General features: G+C 62.1%; 17 protein-coding genes. 14 read left to right on the forward strand and 3 right to left on the reverse strand.

All coding sequences use genetic code 11. The features are described from left to right. Window positions 1-123 precede the first annotated feature (123 nt). The 14 genes from AC3WTO_RS01970 (at window position 124) to trmB (ending at window position 14,049) form a co-directional block, all read left to right on the forward strand. Window positions 124-2,307, forward strand: a complete 2,184-nt coding sequence (locus AC3WTO_RS01970; protein ID WP_492459000.1) for a malate synthase G — start codon at window positions 124-126, stop codon at window positions 2,305-2,307. Window positions 2,308-2,397: 90 nt separating this feature from the next. Next, a complete protein-coding gene (gene tsaB / locus AC3WTO_RS01975; protein ID WP_492459001.1) occupies window positions 2,398-3,066 on the forward strand; it encodes a tRNA (adenosine(37)-N6)-threonylcarbamoyltransferase complex dimerization subunit type 1 TsaB in 669 nt (222 codons plus the stop codon). Continuing rightward, complete coding sequence (locus tag AC3WTO_RS01980) at window positions 3,066-3,557, forward strand: GNAT family N-acetyltransferase (protein WP_492459002.1); 492 nt, start codon at window positions 3,066-3,068, stop codon at window positions 3,555-3,557. The genes tsaB and AC3WTO_RS01980 overlap by 1 nt, the downstream gene beginning before the upstream one ends. 27 nt (window positions 3,558-3,584) lie before the next feature. Continuing rightward, a complete protein-coding gene (gene olsA, locus AC3WTO_RS01985) occupies window positions 3,585-4,379 on the forward strand; it encodes a lyso-ornithine lipid O-acyltransferase (protein ID WP_492459003.1) in 795 nt (264 codons plus the stop codon). 147 nt (window positions 4,380-4,526) lie between these two features. After that, entirely contained in the window at window positions 4,527-5,918 is a 1,392-nt protein-coding gene (gene miaB, locus AC3WTO_RS01990; RefSeq protein WP_492459004.1) for a tRNA (N6-isopentenyl adenosine(37)-C2)-methylthiotransferase MiaB, read from the forward strand. Between the two features lie 83 nt (window positions 5,919-6,001). Further along, complete coding sequence (locus tag AC3WTO_RS01995) at window positions 6,002-6,994, forward strand: PhoH family protein (RefSeq protein WP_492460012.1); 993 nt, start codon at window positions 6,002-6,004, stop codon at window positions 6,992-6,994. A gap of 145 nt (window positions 6,995-7,139) precedes the next feature. Further along, the gene (ybeY, locus tag AC3WTO_RS02000) at window positions 7,140-7,616 is read left to right on the forward strand and encodes an rRNA maturation RNase YbeY (protein WP_492459005.1); all 477 of its coding nucleotides are present in this window, start codon (window positions 7,140-7,142) and stop codon (window positions 7,614-7,616) included. A gap of 26 nt (window positions 7,617-7,642) precedes the next feature. Further along, window positions 7,643-8,719, forward strand: coding sequence for a hemolysin family protein (locus AC3WTO_RS02005; RefSeq protein ID WP_492459006.1), 1,077 nt, complete (start codon window positions 7,643-7,645; stop codon window positions 8,717-8,719). A 60-nt stretch (window positions 8,720-8,779) separates the two neighbouring features. Next, complete coding sequence (locus tag AC3WTO_RS02010; RefSeq protein WP_492459007.1) at window positions 8,780-9,124, forward strand: ArsR/SmtB family transcription factor; 345 nt, start codon at window positions 8,780-8,782, stop codon at window positions 9,122-9,124. Further along, entirely contained in the window at window positions 9,121-9,618 is a 498-nt protein-coding gene (locus AC3WTO_RS02015; RefSeq protein WP_492459008.1) for an SRPBCC family protein, read from the forward strand. Before AC3WTO_RS02010 ends, AC3WTO_RS02015 begins: the two co-directional genes overlap by 4 nt. 101 nt (window positions 9,619-9,719) lie before the next feature. Further along, window positions 9,720-11,309, forward strand: coding sequence for an apolipoprotein N-acyltransferase (gene lnt / locus AC3WTO_RS02020; protein ID WP_492459009.1), 1,590 nt, complete (start codon window positions 9,720-9,722; stop codon window positions 11,307-11,309). 138 nt (window positions 11,310-11,447) lie between these two features. Next, complete coding sequence (locus tag AC3WTO_RS02025) at window positions 11,448-11,867, forward strand: helix-turn-helix domain-containing protein (protein WP_492459010.1); 420 nt, start codon at window positions 11,448-11,450, stop codon at window positions 11,865-11,867. A gap of 200 nt (window positions 11,868-12,067) precedes the next feature. After that, window positions 12,068-13,333, forward strand: coding sequence for a methionine adenosyltransferase (gene metK, locus AC3WTO_RS02030; RefSeq protein ID WP_492459011.1), 1,266 nt, complete (start codon window positions 12,068-12,070; stop codon window positions 13,331-13,333). 14 nt (window positions 13,334-13,347) lie between these two features. Then, window positions 13,348-14,049: a tRNA (guanine(46)-N(7))-methyltransferase TrmB gene (gene trmB / locus AC3WTO_RS02035; protein ID WP_492459012.1), complete on the forward strand. Its 702-nt coding sequence runs from the start codon at window positions 13,348-13,350 to the stop codon at window positions 14,047-14,049. 45 nt (window positions 14,050-14,094) lie between these two features. On the opposite strand, the gene AC3WTO_RS02040 is transcribed toward trmB, so the two are convergent. The 3 genes from AC3WTO_RS02040 to AC3WTO_RS02050 are packed head-to-tail and all read right to left on the reverse strand — an operon-like array spanning window position 14,095 to window position 17,170. Next, window positions 14,095-15,045, reverse strand: coding sequence for a phosphoribosylaminoimidazolesuccinocarboxamide synthase (locus AC3WTO_RS02040; protein WP_492459013.1), 951 nt, complete (start codon window positions 15,043-15,045; stop codon window positions 14,095-14,097). Then, window positions 15,042-16,481, reverse strand: coding sequence for a sensor histidine kinase (locus tag AC3WTO_RS02045; protein ID WP_492459014.1), 1,440 nt, complete (start codon window positions 16,479-16,481; stop codon window positions 15,042-15,044). The genes AC3WTO_RS02040 and AC3WTO_RS02045 overlap by 4 nt, the downstream gene beginning before the upstream one ends. After that, window positions 16,481-17,170, reverse strand: a complete 690-nt coding sequence (locus tag AC3WTO_RS02050) for a response regulator transcription factor (protein WP_492459015.1) — start codon at window positions 17,168-17,170, stop codon at window positions 16,481-16,483. Before AC3WTO_RS02050 ends, AC3WTO_RS02045 begins: the two co-directional genes overlap by 1 nt. Between the last annotated feature and the right edge of the window lie 74 nt (window positions 17,171-17,244).

Genomic DNA, 17,244 nt, shown 5'->3' on the forward strand with positions numbered 1-17,244 from the left:
ATTGTTCCCCAGCGACACCCGGTTTGCGACTGACGACGAATTGACCGGGCGGCGCTGACATGCCAAAGCCCGCCGATCCTACCCCCGCCTTGCTCCCAGGCGGCATTTCTGGAGACTGTATATATGACCGATCGGATCGAGATCGCCGGATTGCAGATCGCCCGTGAACTGCATGACTTCGTTGCCAATGAAGCCGTTGCCGGCACTGGCGTGAAAGCCGCCGATTTCTGGACCGGCTTTTCGAAACTGGTGCACGATCTCGCGCCGAAAAACCGCGCGCTGCTGAAGAAACGCGACGATTTCCAGGAAAAGATCGACCGCTGGTATCGCGACAATGGCGCGCCGGTCGATATCGATGTCTACAAGGACTTCCTGAAGGAGATCGGCTACCTGCTGCCGGAGGGCCCGGCCTTCAGCGTTTCCACCGACAATGTCGACCCTGAGATCGCCGTTGTCGCCGGCCCGCAGCTCGTCGTGCCGGTGATGAATGCACGTTATGCCCTGAACGCCGCCAATGCGCGCTGGGGTTCGCTCTATGACGCGCTTTACGGCACCGACGCCATTCCCGAGACGGATGGCGGCGAGAAGAGCAAGCACTACAACCCCAAGCGCGGCGAGAAGGTCATCGCCTGGGCGCGCGACTTCCTCAATGAGGCAGCACCGCTCGATGGTGCCGTCTGGCAGGATGCGCGCTCCTTCACGGTCACCGGCGGCGCATTGCGCGTATCACTCAATGGCGGCCGTACCACCGGGCTGAAGCGGCCTGAACAGTTCGCCGGTTATCTCGGCGAGGCGGCCAGCCCCGGCCAGTTCCTGCTGGCCAACAACGGCCTGCACATCGAGGTGCTGATCGACCCGAGCTCGACCATCGGCAAGAACGACGCCGCCCATATTTCCGACGTCTGGCTGGAATCGGCGCTCACCACCATCATGGACTGCGAGGATTCGGTCGCAGCCGTCGATGCCGAGGACAAGGTCGTCGTCTATCGCAACTGGCTGGGTCTCATGAAGGGTGACCTTGCAGAAGACGTGAGCAAGGGTGGCAAGACCTTCACCCGCAAGCTCAATCCCGACCTCGACTACACCGCGCCGGACGGTTCGACTTTCCCGCTCAAGTGCCGCTCGCTGATGCTGGTGCGCAATGTCGGGCACCTGATGACCAATCCGGCCATCCTGCTTTCGGACGGCACGGAAGTGCCGGAAGGCATCATGGATGCCGCGATCACCGCGCTGATCGCGCTGCACGATGTTGGTGAGAACGGCCGCCGCGCCAATTCGCGCGAAGGCTCGCTTTATGTCGTCAAGCCGAAGATGCACGGACCGGAGGAAGTCGCCTTCGCCGTCGAGATCTTCGACCGCGTCGAAAAGCTGATCGGCATGAAGCCCAACACCATCAAGATGGGCATCATGGACGAGGAGCGGCGCACCACCGTCAACCTCAAGGAATGCATTCGCGCCGCCAGGGAGCGCGTGGTGTTCATCAACACCGGTTTCCTCGACCGCACCGGCGACGAGATCCACACCTCCATGGAAGCCGGCGCCATGCTGCGCAAGGGCGACATGAAGCAGGCCGCCTGGATATCGGCCTATGAGAACTGGAATGTAGACACCGGTCTGGAATGCGGTCTCGCCGGCCATGCCCAGATCGGCAAGGGCATGTGGGCGATGCCCGACCTGATGGCGGCGATGCTGGAACAGAAGATCGCTCACCCCAAAGCCGGCGCCAACACCGCCTGGGTGCCGTCGCCGACGGCGGCAACGCTACATGCCACGCACTATCACAAGGTCGACGTGCACGCCGTGCAGGAAAGCCTGAAGAGCCGGCCGAAAGCCAGGCTCGACGACATCTTGACGGTGCCGGTGGTCAAGCGTCCGAACTGGACGCCGGACGAGATCCAGCGCGAGATCGACAACAATGCGCAGGGCATTCTCGGTTATGTCGTGCGCTGGATCGACCAGGGCGTCGGCTGTTCCAAGGTGCCCGACATCAACGATATCGGCCTGATGGAAGACCGCGCCACGCTGCGCATCTCCTCGCAGCACATCGCCAACTGGCTGCATCACGACATCTGCTCACACATCCAGGTGCTGGATTCGCTGCAGCGCATGGCCGTCATCGTCGACACGCAGAATGTCGGCGATCCGAGCTATCGTCCGATGGCGCCGGACTTCGACCGGTCCATCGCTTTCCGGGCCGCCTGCGACCTGGTTTTCAAGGGCCGCGACCAACCGAACGGCTACACCGAGCCGGTGCTGCACAAGCGTCGTCTCGAACTGAAGGCCAAGCTTGCCGGTGGCGCTGCCTAGGCGAGAGGGCGAGCCGCGTGTGCGGCTCGCGTCCGGCTAAGTATCGAGTCTGCTTGTCGAAGGGGCGGCGATCGGTTAGGCGAAGCTGACATGAAACTGCTCGCCATCGATTGCTCCGCCAGCCTCTGCGCCGCCTGCGTTTATGACGCGGTGACGGGCCAGCTTCTCGGTCGGCACGTACTCGATCTCGGCAAGGGCCATGCCGAACACCTGCTGGCGGTGATCGACAAGGCGCTGGCCGATGCCGGCACGACCTATGCCGATATCGGCGCCATCGCCGTTTCGACCGGTCCCGGTTCCTTCACCGGCATCCGCGTTGGCGTCTCCACTGCGCGCGGTCTGGCGCTGGCGCTGAAGATTCCCGCCATTGGCGTCACCACGCTGGAAGCATTGGCCGCAGAAGCCGCATCGGCGTTCCCGGGACGCGCGGTGCTGGCCGTGCTCGACGGGGGGCGCGGTGAAATCCACGCCGCCCTGTTTGGCTCGGATGGCAAGGCGCTTTATGGCCCGGCCATAACAACGCTAGAGGACGCCGCTGCGATGGCGCGGGATAACACCGCGGTGCTGGCCGGTACGGCTGCCGAGGCGGTTGCTGCCGGCGGCAGGTTCGATTTCGGCCCGCTTGTCGCCACGGCCGACGTCGCCACCTATGCACGCCTGGCGGCGATGAAGGGGCCAGGGGAAAAACCCAGGCCGGTTTATCTCCGCGATGCCGATGCCAAGCCACAGGCTGGTTTTGTGTTGCCGAGGGCCGGGTGATGCGCATTCCATTTTTTTCGCCGCGTCGCGAATATGCACTCGAGCCATTGACCATTGCGGATGCCGCCGCCGTTTCGTCGTTGCATCACGAGGATTTCGTGCGGCCATGGACCGATGGCGAATTCGCCACGCTGCTCGGCCAGGATACCGTTTTCGGCTTCGCCGCCCGCGAGGTCGGCCATGGTGCCGAGCCGCCGGTCGGTTTCGTACTGGCCAGGCTTGCCGCTGGCGAGGGCGAAATCCTGACGGTTGCGGTTGCCCGCACCCATCGCAGGCAAGGGCTCGGCTGGCAGCTGATGGATGCTGTGCTGCGCAGCCTGCACGGCGAGCGCGCCGAGGCGCTGTTCCTGGAAGTCGACGAGACCAATGTCGCGGCTCTGAACCTTTATCGCCGGCTCGGTTTCCGCCAGGTTGGCAAGCGGCCGAATTATTATCGTTCTCCCGAACATGGCCCAACCGGCGCGCTTGTCATGCGCCGCGATCTCCGTTAGCCCGGCTATGCTGCTTTCGGGGACATGATGGTCGGAAAAATCAGGACGGTTCTGGCGTTCGCTTATGTCGTGCTGGCAACCGTCGCGCTGGTGCCGCTGCAGCTCATTTCGATGAAGACGGGATGGTGGCCGGAAGGCGTCATCCTGAAACTCTGGCATCGCGCCGTCACGCGCGCGCTTGGCCTTCGCGTCCATGTCCACGGCACGTTGTCAAACCAGCGGCCGCTTCTGGTGGCCTCCAACCACATCTCGTGGACGGACATCCTGGTTCTCGGCTCGCTGGTCGATGTGAAATTCATCGCCCGCGCCGACATGGAGAACTGGCCGGCGATCGGCAAGCTGTCGAAACTGCAGCGCACCGTCTTCATCGAACGCGAGCGCAAGCGTACCTCCGGCGATCAGGCCAACGAGATTGCGGCCCGTCTGGCCAAGGGCGACGCCATGGTGCTGTTTGCCGAAGGCACCACCGGCGACGGCAACATGGTGCTGCCGTTCAAGACCACGCTGTTTGGTGCCGCTTCCATGACCATTGCCGAAGGAATAACGGACGAAGTGTTCATCCAGCCGGTCGCAATCGCCTACACCCGCTTGCATGGCGTGCCGTTGGGCAGGCGCTGGCGGCCGGTCGCTTCCTGGATCGGCGATCAGGATCTCGGCCCTCATCTCAAGGCGTTGCTTGCGGAAGGTGGTCTTGATGTCGAGGTGCATTTCGGCGAGCCGGTGGCCTTCTCGAAGAGCTCCAACCGCAAGGAGACGGCACGCGTCGTCGAAGCGCGCGTGCGCGAGATGATGCAGGCGGCTCTCAGCGAACCGGTGAAGTAGCGCTCTTCGCCGGAAACGGCTGTTTTTCGGGATCGAAAAGCGTTAGAGCAATTTCAGGAAAAGTGTGCGTAGCGGTTTTCCGTCCGGAATTGCGTCAAAACAAGGAGATAGAGCGGGGTCCCGGGAACCCGCTCGCGAAGCCGCGGCATGGAACTGGAAACGCTTTCACTGAACACTGAAAAGGGTGCCGATGCACCCCAGCCGAAGAAGGTCTTCGTCAAGACCTATGGCTGCCAGATGAACGTCTATGACTCGCAGCGCATGACCGATGCGCTCGCGGCGGATGGCTATGCCGAAACCAGCGTCATCGAAGATGCCGACCTGGTATTGCTCAACACCTGCCACATCCGCGAGAGAGCCGCCGAGAAGGTCTACTCGGAGCTCGGCCGCATCCGCGAACTGAAGAACGAGAAAGCGGCGGCGGGCCGGGAGATGCTGATCGGCGTTGCCGGCTGTGTCGCCCAGGCCGAGGGCCGGGAGATCATCCGCCGGGCTCCAGCCGTCGATCTGATCATTGGCCCGCAGACCTATCATCGCCTGCCCGACGTCCTGGCGCGTGTCCGTGGCGGCGGTAAGGTGGTCGAAACCGAATATGCGCTCGAGGACAAGTTCGAACACCTACCACAGCCGAAGCGCGCGCAGGTCGCCAAGCGGGGCGTCGCAGCTTTCCTTACAGTGCAGGAAGGCTGCGACAAGTTCTGCACCTTCTGTGTCGTGCCTTATACCCGTGGCTCGGAAGTGTCGCGGCCTGTCGCCCAGATCATCGCCGAGGCTGAACGGCTGGCCGAGGCCGGCGTGCGCGAAGTGACGCTGCTTGGCCAGAACGTGAATGCCTGGCACGGGGCGGGGCCTGATGGTGCCGAGTGGGGGCTGGGCCGGCTGCTCTATCACCTGGCCGAAATTCCCGGCATCGCCCGGCTGCGCTACACCACCAGTCACCCGCGTGACATGGATGACGAGTTGATCGCCGCACACCGCGACCTGCCCACTCTGATGCCCTATTTGCACCTGCCGGTGCAGTCGGGTTCCGACCGCATCCTCAAGGCCATGAACCGTCGCCATAAGGCGGAGGACTACCTGCGCCTGGTCGACCGGGTCCGCGCCGCGCGTTCGGACATTGCGATGTCGGGCGATTTCATTGTCGGTTTTCCCGGTGAAACGGATGCCGATTTCGCGGACACCATGCGGCTGGTGCGGGAAGTGGGTTACGCGTCCGCGTTCTCGTTCAAATATTCGCCGCGCCCCGGCACCCCGGGAGCCGAAATGGAAGGCCATGTACCGGAACCGCTGAAGGACGAACGCCTGCATACGCTGCAGGCACTGCTGGTCGAACAGCAGCAGGCTTTCACCGCTTCGATGGTCGGGCGCACCATGACGACGCTGATCGAGAAGCCCGGCCGTCAGGCCGGTCAGAAGGTCGGGCGGTCACCGTGGCTGCAGCCGGTGATTGTTGATGAAAAGGTCGGCGAAATCGGTGACATTATCGAGGTGCGAATCACGCGGCCGGGCTTCAACAGTCTGTACGCCGAGCCTATCTGAATAACGGATCAGATGAGGAGAGACGTTTGAGCGCCACTGAACTGAAGAACGTGCCCCCCAGCACTGCATCCGGGGCCTCGGATATGGCGCATATCGTTCTGACTTTCGACAACAACAAGCTGGCCAGTGCGCTTTACGGCCAGTTTGACGAGAACCTGGCACGGCTGGAGCAGAAGCTCGGCGTCGACATCCGTTCGCGCGGCAATCAGCTGACCATCAAGGGTTCGTCGACCGCTGCGGAACAGGCGCGCCGCGCCTTGGACAATCTCTACGATATCCTGCAGAAGGGCGCCGATATCGCCCAGTCGGACGTGGATGGCGCCGTGCGCATGGCGGTTGCCGCCGACGACCAACTGGTGCTGCCGACGATGGAACGCAAGGGCAAGGTATCCGCCGCGCAGATTTCGACCCGCAAGAAGACCATCTATGCCCGCTCGCTGAACCAGGACGCTTACATGCGTGCCCTGGAGCGTTCGGAACTGGTGTTCGGCATCGGCCCGGCCGGTACCGGCAAGACCTATCTGGCAGTCGCGCATGCAGCGATGCTGCTGGAGCGCGGCATGGTCGAGCGCATCATCCTGTCGCGTCCGGCGGTCGAGGCGGGAGAGCGGCTCGGCTTCCTGCCTGGCGACATGAAGGAAAAGGTCGATCCTTATCTGCGCCCCCTCTACGACGCCCTTTACGACATGATGCCGGGCGACAAGGTGGAACGTGCCATAGCTGCCGGTGTGATCGAGATCGCACCGCTGGCCTTCATGCGTGGCCGCACGCTGGCGCATGCCGCCGTCATCCTCGACGAGGCACAGAACACCACCCAGATGCAGATGAAGATGTTTCTGACGCGTCTGGGCGAGAATTCGCGCATGATCATCACCGGTGATCCGACCCAGATCGACCTGCCGCCCAACACCAAGTCTGGCCTGGTGGAAGCGCTGCGCGTCCTCGACGGGGTCCCCGGCATCATCACCGTGCGTTTCGCCGACGTCGATGTCGTGCGTCACCCGCTGGTTGGGGAGATCGTCAGGGCCTACGACCGTGACGGCAAGGTTTCCCGCGGCCTTGGAGCGGACAACTGATCCTTTCCGTGTGCCTGCTAGCGCATGACCCCGAAAATCGGCATCGATTTTCGGAAAGGATCATGCGCCAAAACAAAGTGTTAGAGCGACCTTTGCGCGTCCAAAAGGACGCGCGGCGCTCTAGCCAGTACAAGGTGTAACGACCTTGCGTGAGCTGCCACTTGATATCGATCTCGCAGTCGAGGCTGGCGCTTGGCTGCCGGAGGCGGAGTTGCTTGCCCTTGTCGAACGCGCCACGGCTGCGGCCTTTGATGAACTGCGCCTTGTCGGGACGTCCGAGCTCAGCGTTGTTTTCACCGACGATGCCGCCATACAGGCGCTCAATGCCGAATGGCGCGGCAAGGACAAACCCACCAACGTGCTGTCTTTCCCTGCCTTTCCCACGGCCAAGGGCGGGCAATTGCCGCCGATGCTGGGTGATATCGTGCTGGCGGCCGAGACCGTGGCGCGCGAGGCGGCCGAGGAGAACAAGCCGGTCGAGAACCACGTCAGCCATCTGGTAGTCCACGGCCTGCTGCACCTGCTGGGTTATGACCACGAGACCGACGACGAGGCCGAGGAGATGGAAGCGGTCGAGCGCGCCGCGCTGGCAAGGCTTGCCATTCCCGATCCTTATGCGTAACTAAACACTCAATTGACCGGACGACGATGAACGAGAAATCAGAAACTGCCGCCCCTACGGACGCCGGCAGTGGTTTAAAGGCTTCCGGAAAGACGGAAGAAACGCCCAGTCCGAGTACCAGCTCCGGCAGTTTAGCGAGCGAGCCTTCTTCTGCCGGCCCCTCCCTGTTCGAGCGCGTTCTGGGTCTTTTCCGCCAGCGTAACGGAACCTCGTTGCGCGAGGAAATCGCCGACGCATTGGCCGAAACCGAGTCCGGCACCGAATCCTTCTCGCCCGGCGAACGGGCGATGCTCAACAACATCCTGCGCTTGCGTGAAGTGCGCGTCGAGGATGTCATGGTGCCGCGGGCCGACATCCAGGCGGTCGAGATCGGCACGAGCCTGGGCGATCTGCTGGTGCTGTTCGAACAGTCCGGCCATTCCCGCATGCCTGTCTATTCCGAGACACTGGATGACCCGCGCGGCATGGTTCACATCCGCGATGTGCTTGCCCACATCACGCGTCTTGCTCGGGTCAAGAAACCGGGTCGGGCCAGCCGCAAGACACCGGCCGCGGCTTTGCTCGACCTCACCCAGGTCGATCTCGCCCGCACCATCGGCGATCTCAGCCTGATCCGGCCGGTGCTGTTCGTGCCGCCGTCGATGCTGGCTTCCGACCTGATGGGCCGCATGCAGGCGGCGCGCACGCAGATGGCGCTGGTCATCGATGAATATGGCGGCACCGACGGTCTCGCTTCGTTGGAAGACATCGTCGAAATGGTGGTCGGCGACATCGAGGACGAGCACGACGACGACGAGCCGATGATCACACAGGCCGGCGACGGCATCTATGTGGTCGACGGCAAGGCCGAAATCGATGAAGTCGCCAAGATGATCGGTGAGCATTTCGCTGCAGGTGAACATGGCGAGTCGGTCGACACCATCGGTGGCATGATCTTCAACACGCTAGGCCGGGTGCCGGCGCGGGGTGAGGTGGTGCAGGCCATTCCCGGCTTCGAATTTCATATCCTCGATGCCGATCCGCGCCGCGTGAAGCGCGTGCGTATCGTCGAAAGCCAGAAGGCGATCGAACGTCGACGTCGCGCACGTGCCGAACAGGCCTGATCGGATTCAGAATTTTTAGTTAGCTATTGCGCTAAGTTTTCCGAGATGATACTTAGCCTCATGGATCAGTATTCGGCGCCTTTGGACGGAATTTTTCAGGCGCTCGCCGACCCGACGCGGCGGGCAGTGCTGGCGGAGCTCGGCAAGGGCCCGTCCAGTATCAGCGACCTCGCCAAACCGTTCGACATGGCGCTGCCATCCTTCATGAAGCACATCCATTTCCTTGAAGGCAGCGGCCTGATCCGGACGCAAAAGCAGGGACGCGTGCGCACCTGCGTCATTGAGACCAAGCAGTTTGCGATGATCGAAACCTGGCTGTCGGCACAGCGCGCGGTCTGGGAAGGCCGCAATGACCGCCTGGAACGTTTCGTTCTCGCTGAGCAGAACAAGGAGAGACCGGAATGACCGAGATCGTGAATCCTGAGACCGACCTGACCCTCTCGCGCATCATCAGGGCACCACGCTCGGCCATCTGGAACGCGTGGACCGACCCGGCAAGCTTTGCGCGCTGGTGGGTGCCGGCTCCGGCCAAATGCAAGGTCGAGAAGATGGATCTTCGTCCCGGCGGCGCTCTCGTCACGCGCATCAGCGAGGATGGAGGTCCGTTCCAGCCGCATCTCGATGCCTGTTTCCTGGCCATCGACGAGCAGGAACGCATCGTCTTCACCAACACGCTCACTGGCGGCTGGCGTCCCGCCGACCAACCCTTCATGACCGCGATCATCACCTTGCGCGAGCATCCTGAGGGCACGGATTATGCCGCTCATGTCATGCACAAGAGCAGGGCCGAGCGCGACATGCATGAAGAGATGGGGTTCCACGACGGTTGGGGCACGGTCGCCAGGCAACTCGCCGAGCTGGTCGAGCCGGCCGGTCAGGGCATGCTGAAATCTGCCTGAAATCAGTCACGAGCCGCGCCGGTGCGCCAATGCCGGCATTTGGATCGCGGGGCGGGGCCTGATACACCTCTAGCCATGATTCTCGCGACTCGGAAGAATGCATGGAGCGCCTCGCCGGCCGGATAGTTCTGCTCTGGGGCTGGCGACGTGCGCTGGCGGCCTTTCTGGCCGGCGCGCTGGCGGTTTTGGGGCAGGCCCCCTACGATTTCTTCGCCGTCTGCTTCATTTCATTTCCCGTGCTGGTCTGGCTGCTGGATGGCACGACGGGTGAGGCATCCGGTGGGTTTCTGAGGCGGTTGCGACCGGCCTTCGCCGTCGGTTGGTGGTTCGGCTTCGGCTATTTTCTGGCCGGTCTGTGGTGGATCGGGCAGGCCCTGCTTGTGGAAGCGGACGATTACGCCTGGGCACTGCCGTTCGCAGTGGTCGGCATCCCGTTGTTGCTGGCCTTCTTCTATGGTTTCGCCACCGCTGTCGCTCGGCTGCTTTGGAGCAGCGGGCTGGGGCGTATCGCAGCGCTCGCCTTTGGTTTTGCCTTGGCGGAATGGCTGCGCAGCTTCATCCTGACCGGCTTTCCGTGGAATGCGGTCGGCTACGCAGCGATGCCGGTTCCCCTGCTTATGCAAAGCGTGTCGGCGATCGGCATGAACGGGATGAATGCGCTTGCCGTTTTCGTCTTCGCCATGCCTGCGCTGCTGGTTGGACGGCGTAATCTTGCCGTCGGTGCAATCCTGGCGCTGGTCGTGGTCTGCGCCCATCTCGGCTTCGGTTATCTGCGGCTTACGACACCTTTGTCGGCTGAAAAGACCGTTGACGTGCGCATCGTCCAACCATCGGTCGACATGCGGGAGAAATGGGACGCTTCGGTTCGCGATCGTATTTTCGCGACCTTGCTTGGCATGTCGTCGAAGACACCCGATCCCGGCAAGAAGAAGCCGCAACTTATCTTGTGGCCGGAAACCTCGGTGCCTTTCCTGTTCACCGAGCGGCCGGACGCCTTGACCGCGCTCGGCGACATGCTGGGCGACGGCCAGATGCTGGTTGCCGGGGCGGTGCGCGAAGAGGGCGCGTCGGCCAACACCGGCGCGCTTTATTACAACTCGGTGGTTGCCATCAACGACAAGGGCGAGATCGCCGACGCATTCGACAAGATCCACCTCGTGCCGTTTGGCGAATATCTGCCTCTGGCGGATCTTTTGCGGCGCATCGGCATAGAACAGCTGGTCGCCGGGCCGACGATGTTTTCCGCAGGAAACGATCGCCACCCGCTTTTGTTGCCTGGAGCGATCCGAGGACTGCCATTCATTTGTTATGAAGTCATTTTTCCCGACGAAGTGGCAGTTGACGCTGCGTCAAGTCAGCTTATTGTGAACCTTACCAATGATGCTTGGTTTGGCGATACGCCCGGTCCTTACCAGCATTTCCGTCAGGCCCAGATACGCGCAGTGGAAAATGGAATGCCTCTGTTACGTGCGGCTAACAATGGCATATCCGCGGCTGTGGATGCGCGTGGTCGAATCCTCGACGCGCTGGCCATCAATGCACGCGACAGCATTGATCTGAGCATCCCCGTCGCATCGGTGTCCGATGTGATCTCAGCCGGCCAACGGCGTGTTAACGGATATCTGATTATGCTCGCCCTGGCCCTGATTGCTTTCGTCTTTTCGGTAAGGCACAAGCTACCGGCGAATTGACAGCCCGTATTTTAGAAACCCATTATGGAGCGGTTGGCATCTCTCGCACGCTGTTGCTTTTTCGGATGAGGTGGGAGCTCAGGTCAGAGGTTAGGCGTCAAAAAACACAAGAAGCCGGAAGAATTCGGCGAGGACAAAATGGTAGAAGAAAACAAGAAAAAACCAAACCCAATTGACACTCACGTAGGCAGCCGCATCAGACTTCGGCGTAACATGTTGGGAATGAGCCAGGAAAAGCTTGGCGAAAACCTCGGAATAACGTTTCAGCAGATCCAGAAATACGAGAAGGGTACCAACCGCGTCGGCGCCAGCCGGCTGCAGGCAATCGCCTCGATCCTGAGCGTGCCAGTTTCCTTCTTTTTCGAAGATGCACCAGGGCAGGACGGTGTCGCGCGCGGCGGTTTCGCAGAAGACAACGCCATGGCTTTGGCTGCGGAATTCTGTTCCACCCCGGAAGGCTTGCAGCTCAACCGCGCTTTCGTGAAGGTCGCCGACCCGAAGGTTCGCCGGCGGATCATCGATCTGGTCAAGTCACTCGCCGGCGACGAAGCAGGCTAATCCAGGGGCGATTTTCCACTGTAGCAGAGACTATGGTCAGCTTGGCTCTTTGTCCGGCTGTGCCTGGTATTTTGTTCCATCGCCTTGCCTGCCTTTGATATCCGTTACTCCGCAATCGTCTTGACGAGGCTGGCGCGGCCCCGCTAACACGTGGCCCGCCAGATCGGCAGTCTGCCGATTGCTTTCTAGAGGGATCACCCGTGTCACGGCAGAACTATCTCTTCACATCGGAATCCGTATCCGAGGGGCACCCCGACAAGGTGTGCGACCGCATCTCCGACGAGATCGTCGATCTCGTCTACCGCGAAGCCAAGAAGACCGGCATGGACCCTTGGAAGGTCCGCGTCGCCTGCGAGACGCTTGCCACCACCAACCGCGTCGTCATTGCTGGCGAAGTGCGGGTGCCGGAGACACTTCTCAAGAAAGACAAGGCCGGGAACATCCTGAAGGATGCGGCTGGACATCCGGTGGTCAACCCCTCCAAGTTCAAGTCCGTGGCGCGCAAGGCCATTCGCGCCATCGGCTACGAGCAGTCGGGTTTCCACTGGAAGACCGCAAAGATCGATGTGCTGCTGCACGGACAGTCGCCTGACATTGGCCAGGGCGTCGATAACGCTGCTGATCGTCAGGGCGAAGAAGGTGCCGGCGACCAGGGCATCATGTTCGGTTATGCCTGCCGCGAAACGCCGGATCTGATGCCAGCGCCGATCTACTACAGCCACAAGATCCTCGAGCTTCTGGCTGATGCCCGCCACAAGAACCATGGCGATGCGGGTAGGCTTGGTCCGGACGCCAAGAGCCAGGTCACGGTGAAGTATGTCGACGGCAAGGCCGCCGAAGTCACGCAGATCGTGCTCTCCACCCAGCATCTCGAAGAAAGCTGGGATTCCAAGAAGGTTCGCAAGGTCGTGGAGCCTTACATCCGCGAAGCCCTTGGTGAGCTGAAGATTGCAAATGATTGCAACTGGTACATCAACCCGACCGGCAAGTTTGTGATCGGCGGGCCTGACGGCGACGCCGGCCTTACCGGCCGCAAGATCATCGTCGACACCTATGGCGGTGCCGCACCGCACGGCGGCGGCGCCTTCTCCGGCAAGGACACCACCAAGGTCGATCGTTCGGCGGCCTATGCCGCGCGTTACCTTGCCAAGAACGTCGTGGCGGCCAAGTTGGCCGATCGCTGCACCATTCAGCTCTCCTACGCCATCGGCGTTGCGCAGCCGCTGTCGGTCTATGTCGACCTGCATGGTACGGGCTCCGTTGACGAAGCAAAGCTGGAAGGCGCGCTGCGCAAGGTCATGGATCTGTCGCCGTCGGGCATCCGCCGGCATCTCGACCTCAACAAGCCGATCTACGCCAAGACCTCCTCCTATGGCCATTTCGGCCGCAAGGCGGGCCGTGACGGCTCTTTCTCCTGGGAGAAGACCGATCTGGCCAAGGCGCTCAAGGACGCCGTGGCCGCCTGACGGCGGATGCGGCCATGGAAGAGCAGGGCAGGCGCAGCCGGTTGAGTGAGGCCTTCTTCGGCCGGCGGAAGGGTAAGACCATCCGCCCGGCACAGGCCACGGCGCTCGAGAAAGGCCTCGAGCGTTACCGGCTCGACTTGAAACAGCCTGCACCGAAAGATCTGGGAAGCCTCTTCGAGGCTCCCGTTTCTTCCGTACGGCTCGAAATCGGCTTCGGCGGTGGCGAGCATTTGCGTCAGGAAACGCTGACGCATCCGGACACCGGCTTCATCGGCGCCGAACCCTTCATCAACGGCATGGCCAAGATGATGATGGCGCTGGCAAAAGCGCCGGCGGGCAATCTTCGTGTCTTCGACGACGACGCAGCCTTGCTGCTCGACTGGCTGCCGGAAGCCTCGCTCGACTGGATCGACCTGCTTTATCCCGACCCATGGCCCAAGAAACGGCACTGGAAGCGGCGTTTCGTAAATCCGGTCAATCTCGACCGTTTCGCGCGCGTCCTGAAGCCGGGCGGTCGCTTCTGCTTTGCGTCCGATATCGACACTTACGTGAACTGGACCCTGCAGCATTGCCACGCGCATTCGGGCTTCGAATGGCAGGCTGGCGAGGCGGCTGACTGGCACACGCCTTACCCGGGCTGGGAAAGCACGCGCTACGAGGCCAAGGCGATCCGCGAGGGACGGCGCACGGCCTATCTCACATTCCGCCGGATGTGAGATCACAACCGGCAGCGAGTTGCGGCCTGCATCAGGTTTCTGCGTTCAAAAATACTGCTTCAGGTTTTTGCGAAGTCGCTCCAGGACGCTCCCTTCAGAGAGGTCTGGAGCGAAGGTTTTGCCGGTAATCGCTTCATAGGCCTGGGTATAGATGCGTGAGGTCTGCTCGACGAGATCGGCAGGGATGTCGGGAATGGCGTCTTTGTAGGGATCGCAGCGCGCCGTCACCCAGGCACGCACGAAATCCTTGTCGAAGCTGCGTGGACGTTCGCCCGCCTCGAAGCTTTCGGCATAGCTGTCCGCCAGCCAGTAGCGGCTCGAATCTGGTGTATGGACCTCGTCGGCGAGCACGATGCGGCCGTCGCGGTCGACACCGAATTCATATTTGGTGTCGACCAGGATCAGGCCGCGCTCGGCGGCACGGGTCTGGCCACGGGCGAACAATTTCAACGCGTAGCTGGAAACTGTGTCCCACTGCTCTTCACTCAGCAGGCGCTTGGCAAGGATGTCGGCGCCTGACAGCGGCTCGTCATGGCCACCGTCGAAGGCTTTGCTGGTCGGTGTGATGATCGGCTCGGGCAATTGTTCATTGTCGCGCAGCCCGTCGGGCAGACGCATGCCATACATTTCGCGTTCGCCGTTGCGGTATTTGGTCAGGATCGACGTACCGGTGCTGCCGGCCAGGTAGCCGCGCACCACGATCTCCACCGGCAGGATGTCCAGCCGCGTACCCACAACGACATTGGGATCGGGATAGTCGAGCACGTGATTGGGACAGATGTCGGCGGTTTCTTCGAACCAGTACCGCGCGGTCTGCGTCAGCACCTGTCCCTTGAAAGGGATCGAGGTCAAAACAACGTCGAAGGCGCTCAGGCGGTCTGTGGCGACAATGATGCGGCGGCCATCGGGCAGGTCGTAGTTGTCGCGCACCTTGCCGCGGTAGTAGTTCGGCAGTTCGGGAATGAAAGCATCCGACAATACGCGCGAAACTGTCATGCTGGGTGATCCTTCGTGGGGAATTGTCCCTCGCTTAGTGCGGCCGCGGCCGGAGGGTCAAGGGGTGGAAACGCCACCAGCGCCTTGAGCCCGCGACCGCCTGCCGCGACCGACAGGGTCAGTTTGCCACCGAACAGCTCGGCGATTTCTTCAACGATCGGCAGGCCGAGCCCGCTGCCGGGCTTGTCGGCATCGGCGCCACGCGAGAACCGCGCCCTCACGGCGGCCAGTTTTTCGGGCGCAATGCCCGGGCCGTTGTCCTCGACTTCCAGCACCGTTTTCGGGCCGCCGGATACTCGCACCGTGATCTCGGCCCCGCTGCCGGCATAAGCAATGGCATTGTCGACCAGATTGCCGACCAGTTCGCCGATGAGCAGCGCTTCGCCCCGAATGATGACAGGCTCGCTGCCCTCGAAGCCGAGATCGCTGCCAGCGGCATTTGCCTTCATGACGCGATCGGCAACGCTCTCCATGGCGATGGCGGCGAGATCGACCGATTTCGTATCGATTCCGTCCGATGCAGCAGCTTCAATGCGCGCCAGCAGCAGCAATTGCGAAAGCACATGCTCTGCCCGCACGATCGCCGTGTCTGCCGTCTGCGCTGCAGCCTTGGCCTCATCGAGCGACTTGGCGCGACCGGCGAGTGCAAGTTGCGTGCGAACGATGGTCATCGGTGTGCGCAACTGATGGCTGGCGTTGCCAGTGAAGTTGCGCAGGCCGGACAGGGCGGAACCGAGCCGCACCATGAAGGAATTCACCGTTTCGACCAGCCCGCGCACCTCACCCGGCACCCGGTCGTCGATGGGATGAAGGTCGTCCGGGCTGCGTTCGGCGATTGCCGCACGCAGGCGATAGAGCGGCTGCAGCGACGCATTGACGGCGAACCAGGTGATCAGGGCCGCGCCACCGATCAGCACCACCAGCCGCAGAGCCGAGTGCAGCAGGATGGTCTGAGCGAGCTGGGTTCGCGCAATGGTGGTCTCGGCAACGGTGACCACGAAAGGAATGGAGTCGACACCGGTCGAGGCCGAGCGGGCCAGTGCCGCCAGCCGGATCGGCTCGCCACGAAACATCGCTTCGGAAAACTGGGCTTTTTCCGGCGGAGGCGCGGGCATCGTCGGTAGCGTGTCATAGCCGGTGATGAACGTGCCCGGCGGACCATCGACGCGGTAGAAGACCCGATCCTGCGCCGCCGATGTCAGCATTTCCAGCGCCACATAAGGGATGTCGACCTCAAGGGTACCTTCTTCTGAAACGACGACACGCTCCGCAATCGCCAGCGCCGAGCCTGCAAGCACACGGTCCGACGCCGCGTTTGCCGTTCCGATCGCTTCCCGCCAGGTGTCCAGCAAGGCGATCAGTCCGATCGCGATTAACGGCACGAGCAGCCAGAACAGGAGACGGCGGCGTAGCGAATAGGGTGTACTGGCGGCCATCAGCGAGGGGCTTCCATGTCTCGCGACACCTTCTCGAGATAGTAGCCGATGCCACGCGCTGTACGCACGGTTACACCGTGCGGGGCAAGCCTGCGCCGAAGCCGGCTGACATATTGTTCGATGGCGTTGAAGGACAGCTCTTCGTCGAAGCCGGACAGCGATTCCAGGATCGATTGTTTCGTCACCACCTTTCCTGCGCGCAGGAACAGTGTTTCGAGCAGGCTGACTTCACGGGCGGGGAGGTCAAGCGGCATGCCACCGCCGGAGAAGCTGCGCGAGGTGAGATCGAAGATCACCTCGCCGAACGAAACCGTCGACGACTTCAGCCCGGCATGGCGGCGCAGCAGCATGCGCACACGTGCTTCCAGCTCGTCGACGTCGAACGGCTTGGTCATGTAGTCGTCGGCGCCGAGATCCAATCCTTTGATCTTGTCATGCAGGTCGGCACGCGCGCTCAGGATAAGCACACCCGGCCCATCCTGGCGGGCCCGGATGGTGCGCAGGACCTGGAGCCCGTCCATGCCTGGCAAATTGAGATCGAGGATGACCAGGTCCACGCGTTCGGCGGCAAGCACGGCCAGTGCCGATTGGCCATCAATGACGTGGTCGACCGCGTAGCCGCTGCCTTTCAGCACGGCCACCAGCCCATCGGCTAGTGTCTGCGTGTCCTCCACAACCAGAATGCGCAACGCAGTTCCTCGTCGAAATTGTTTTGCCGAACCTAGAGCATGATCCCGAAAAGTTGCAGACTTTTCGGATGACG

The sequence above is a fragment of the Mesorhizobium sp. EU05-FHT14A09 genome (assembly GCF_058790995.1).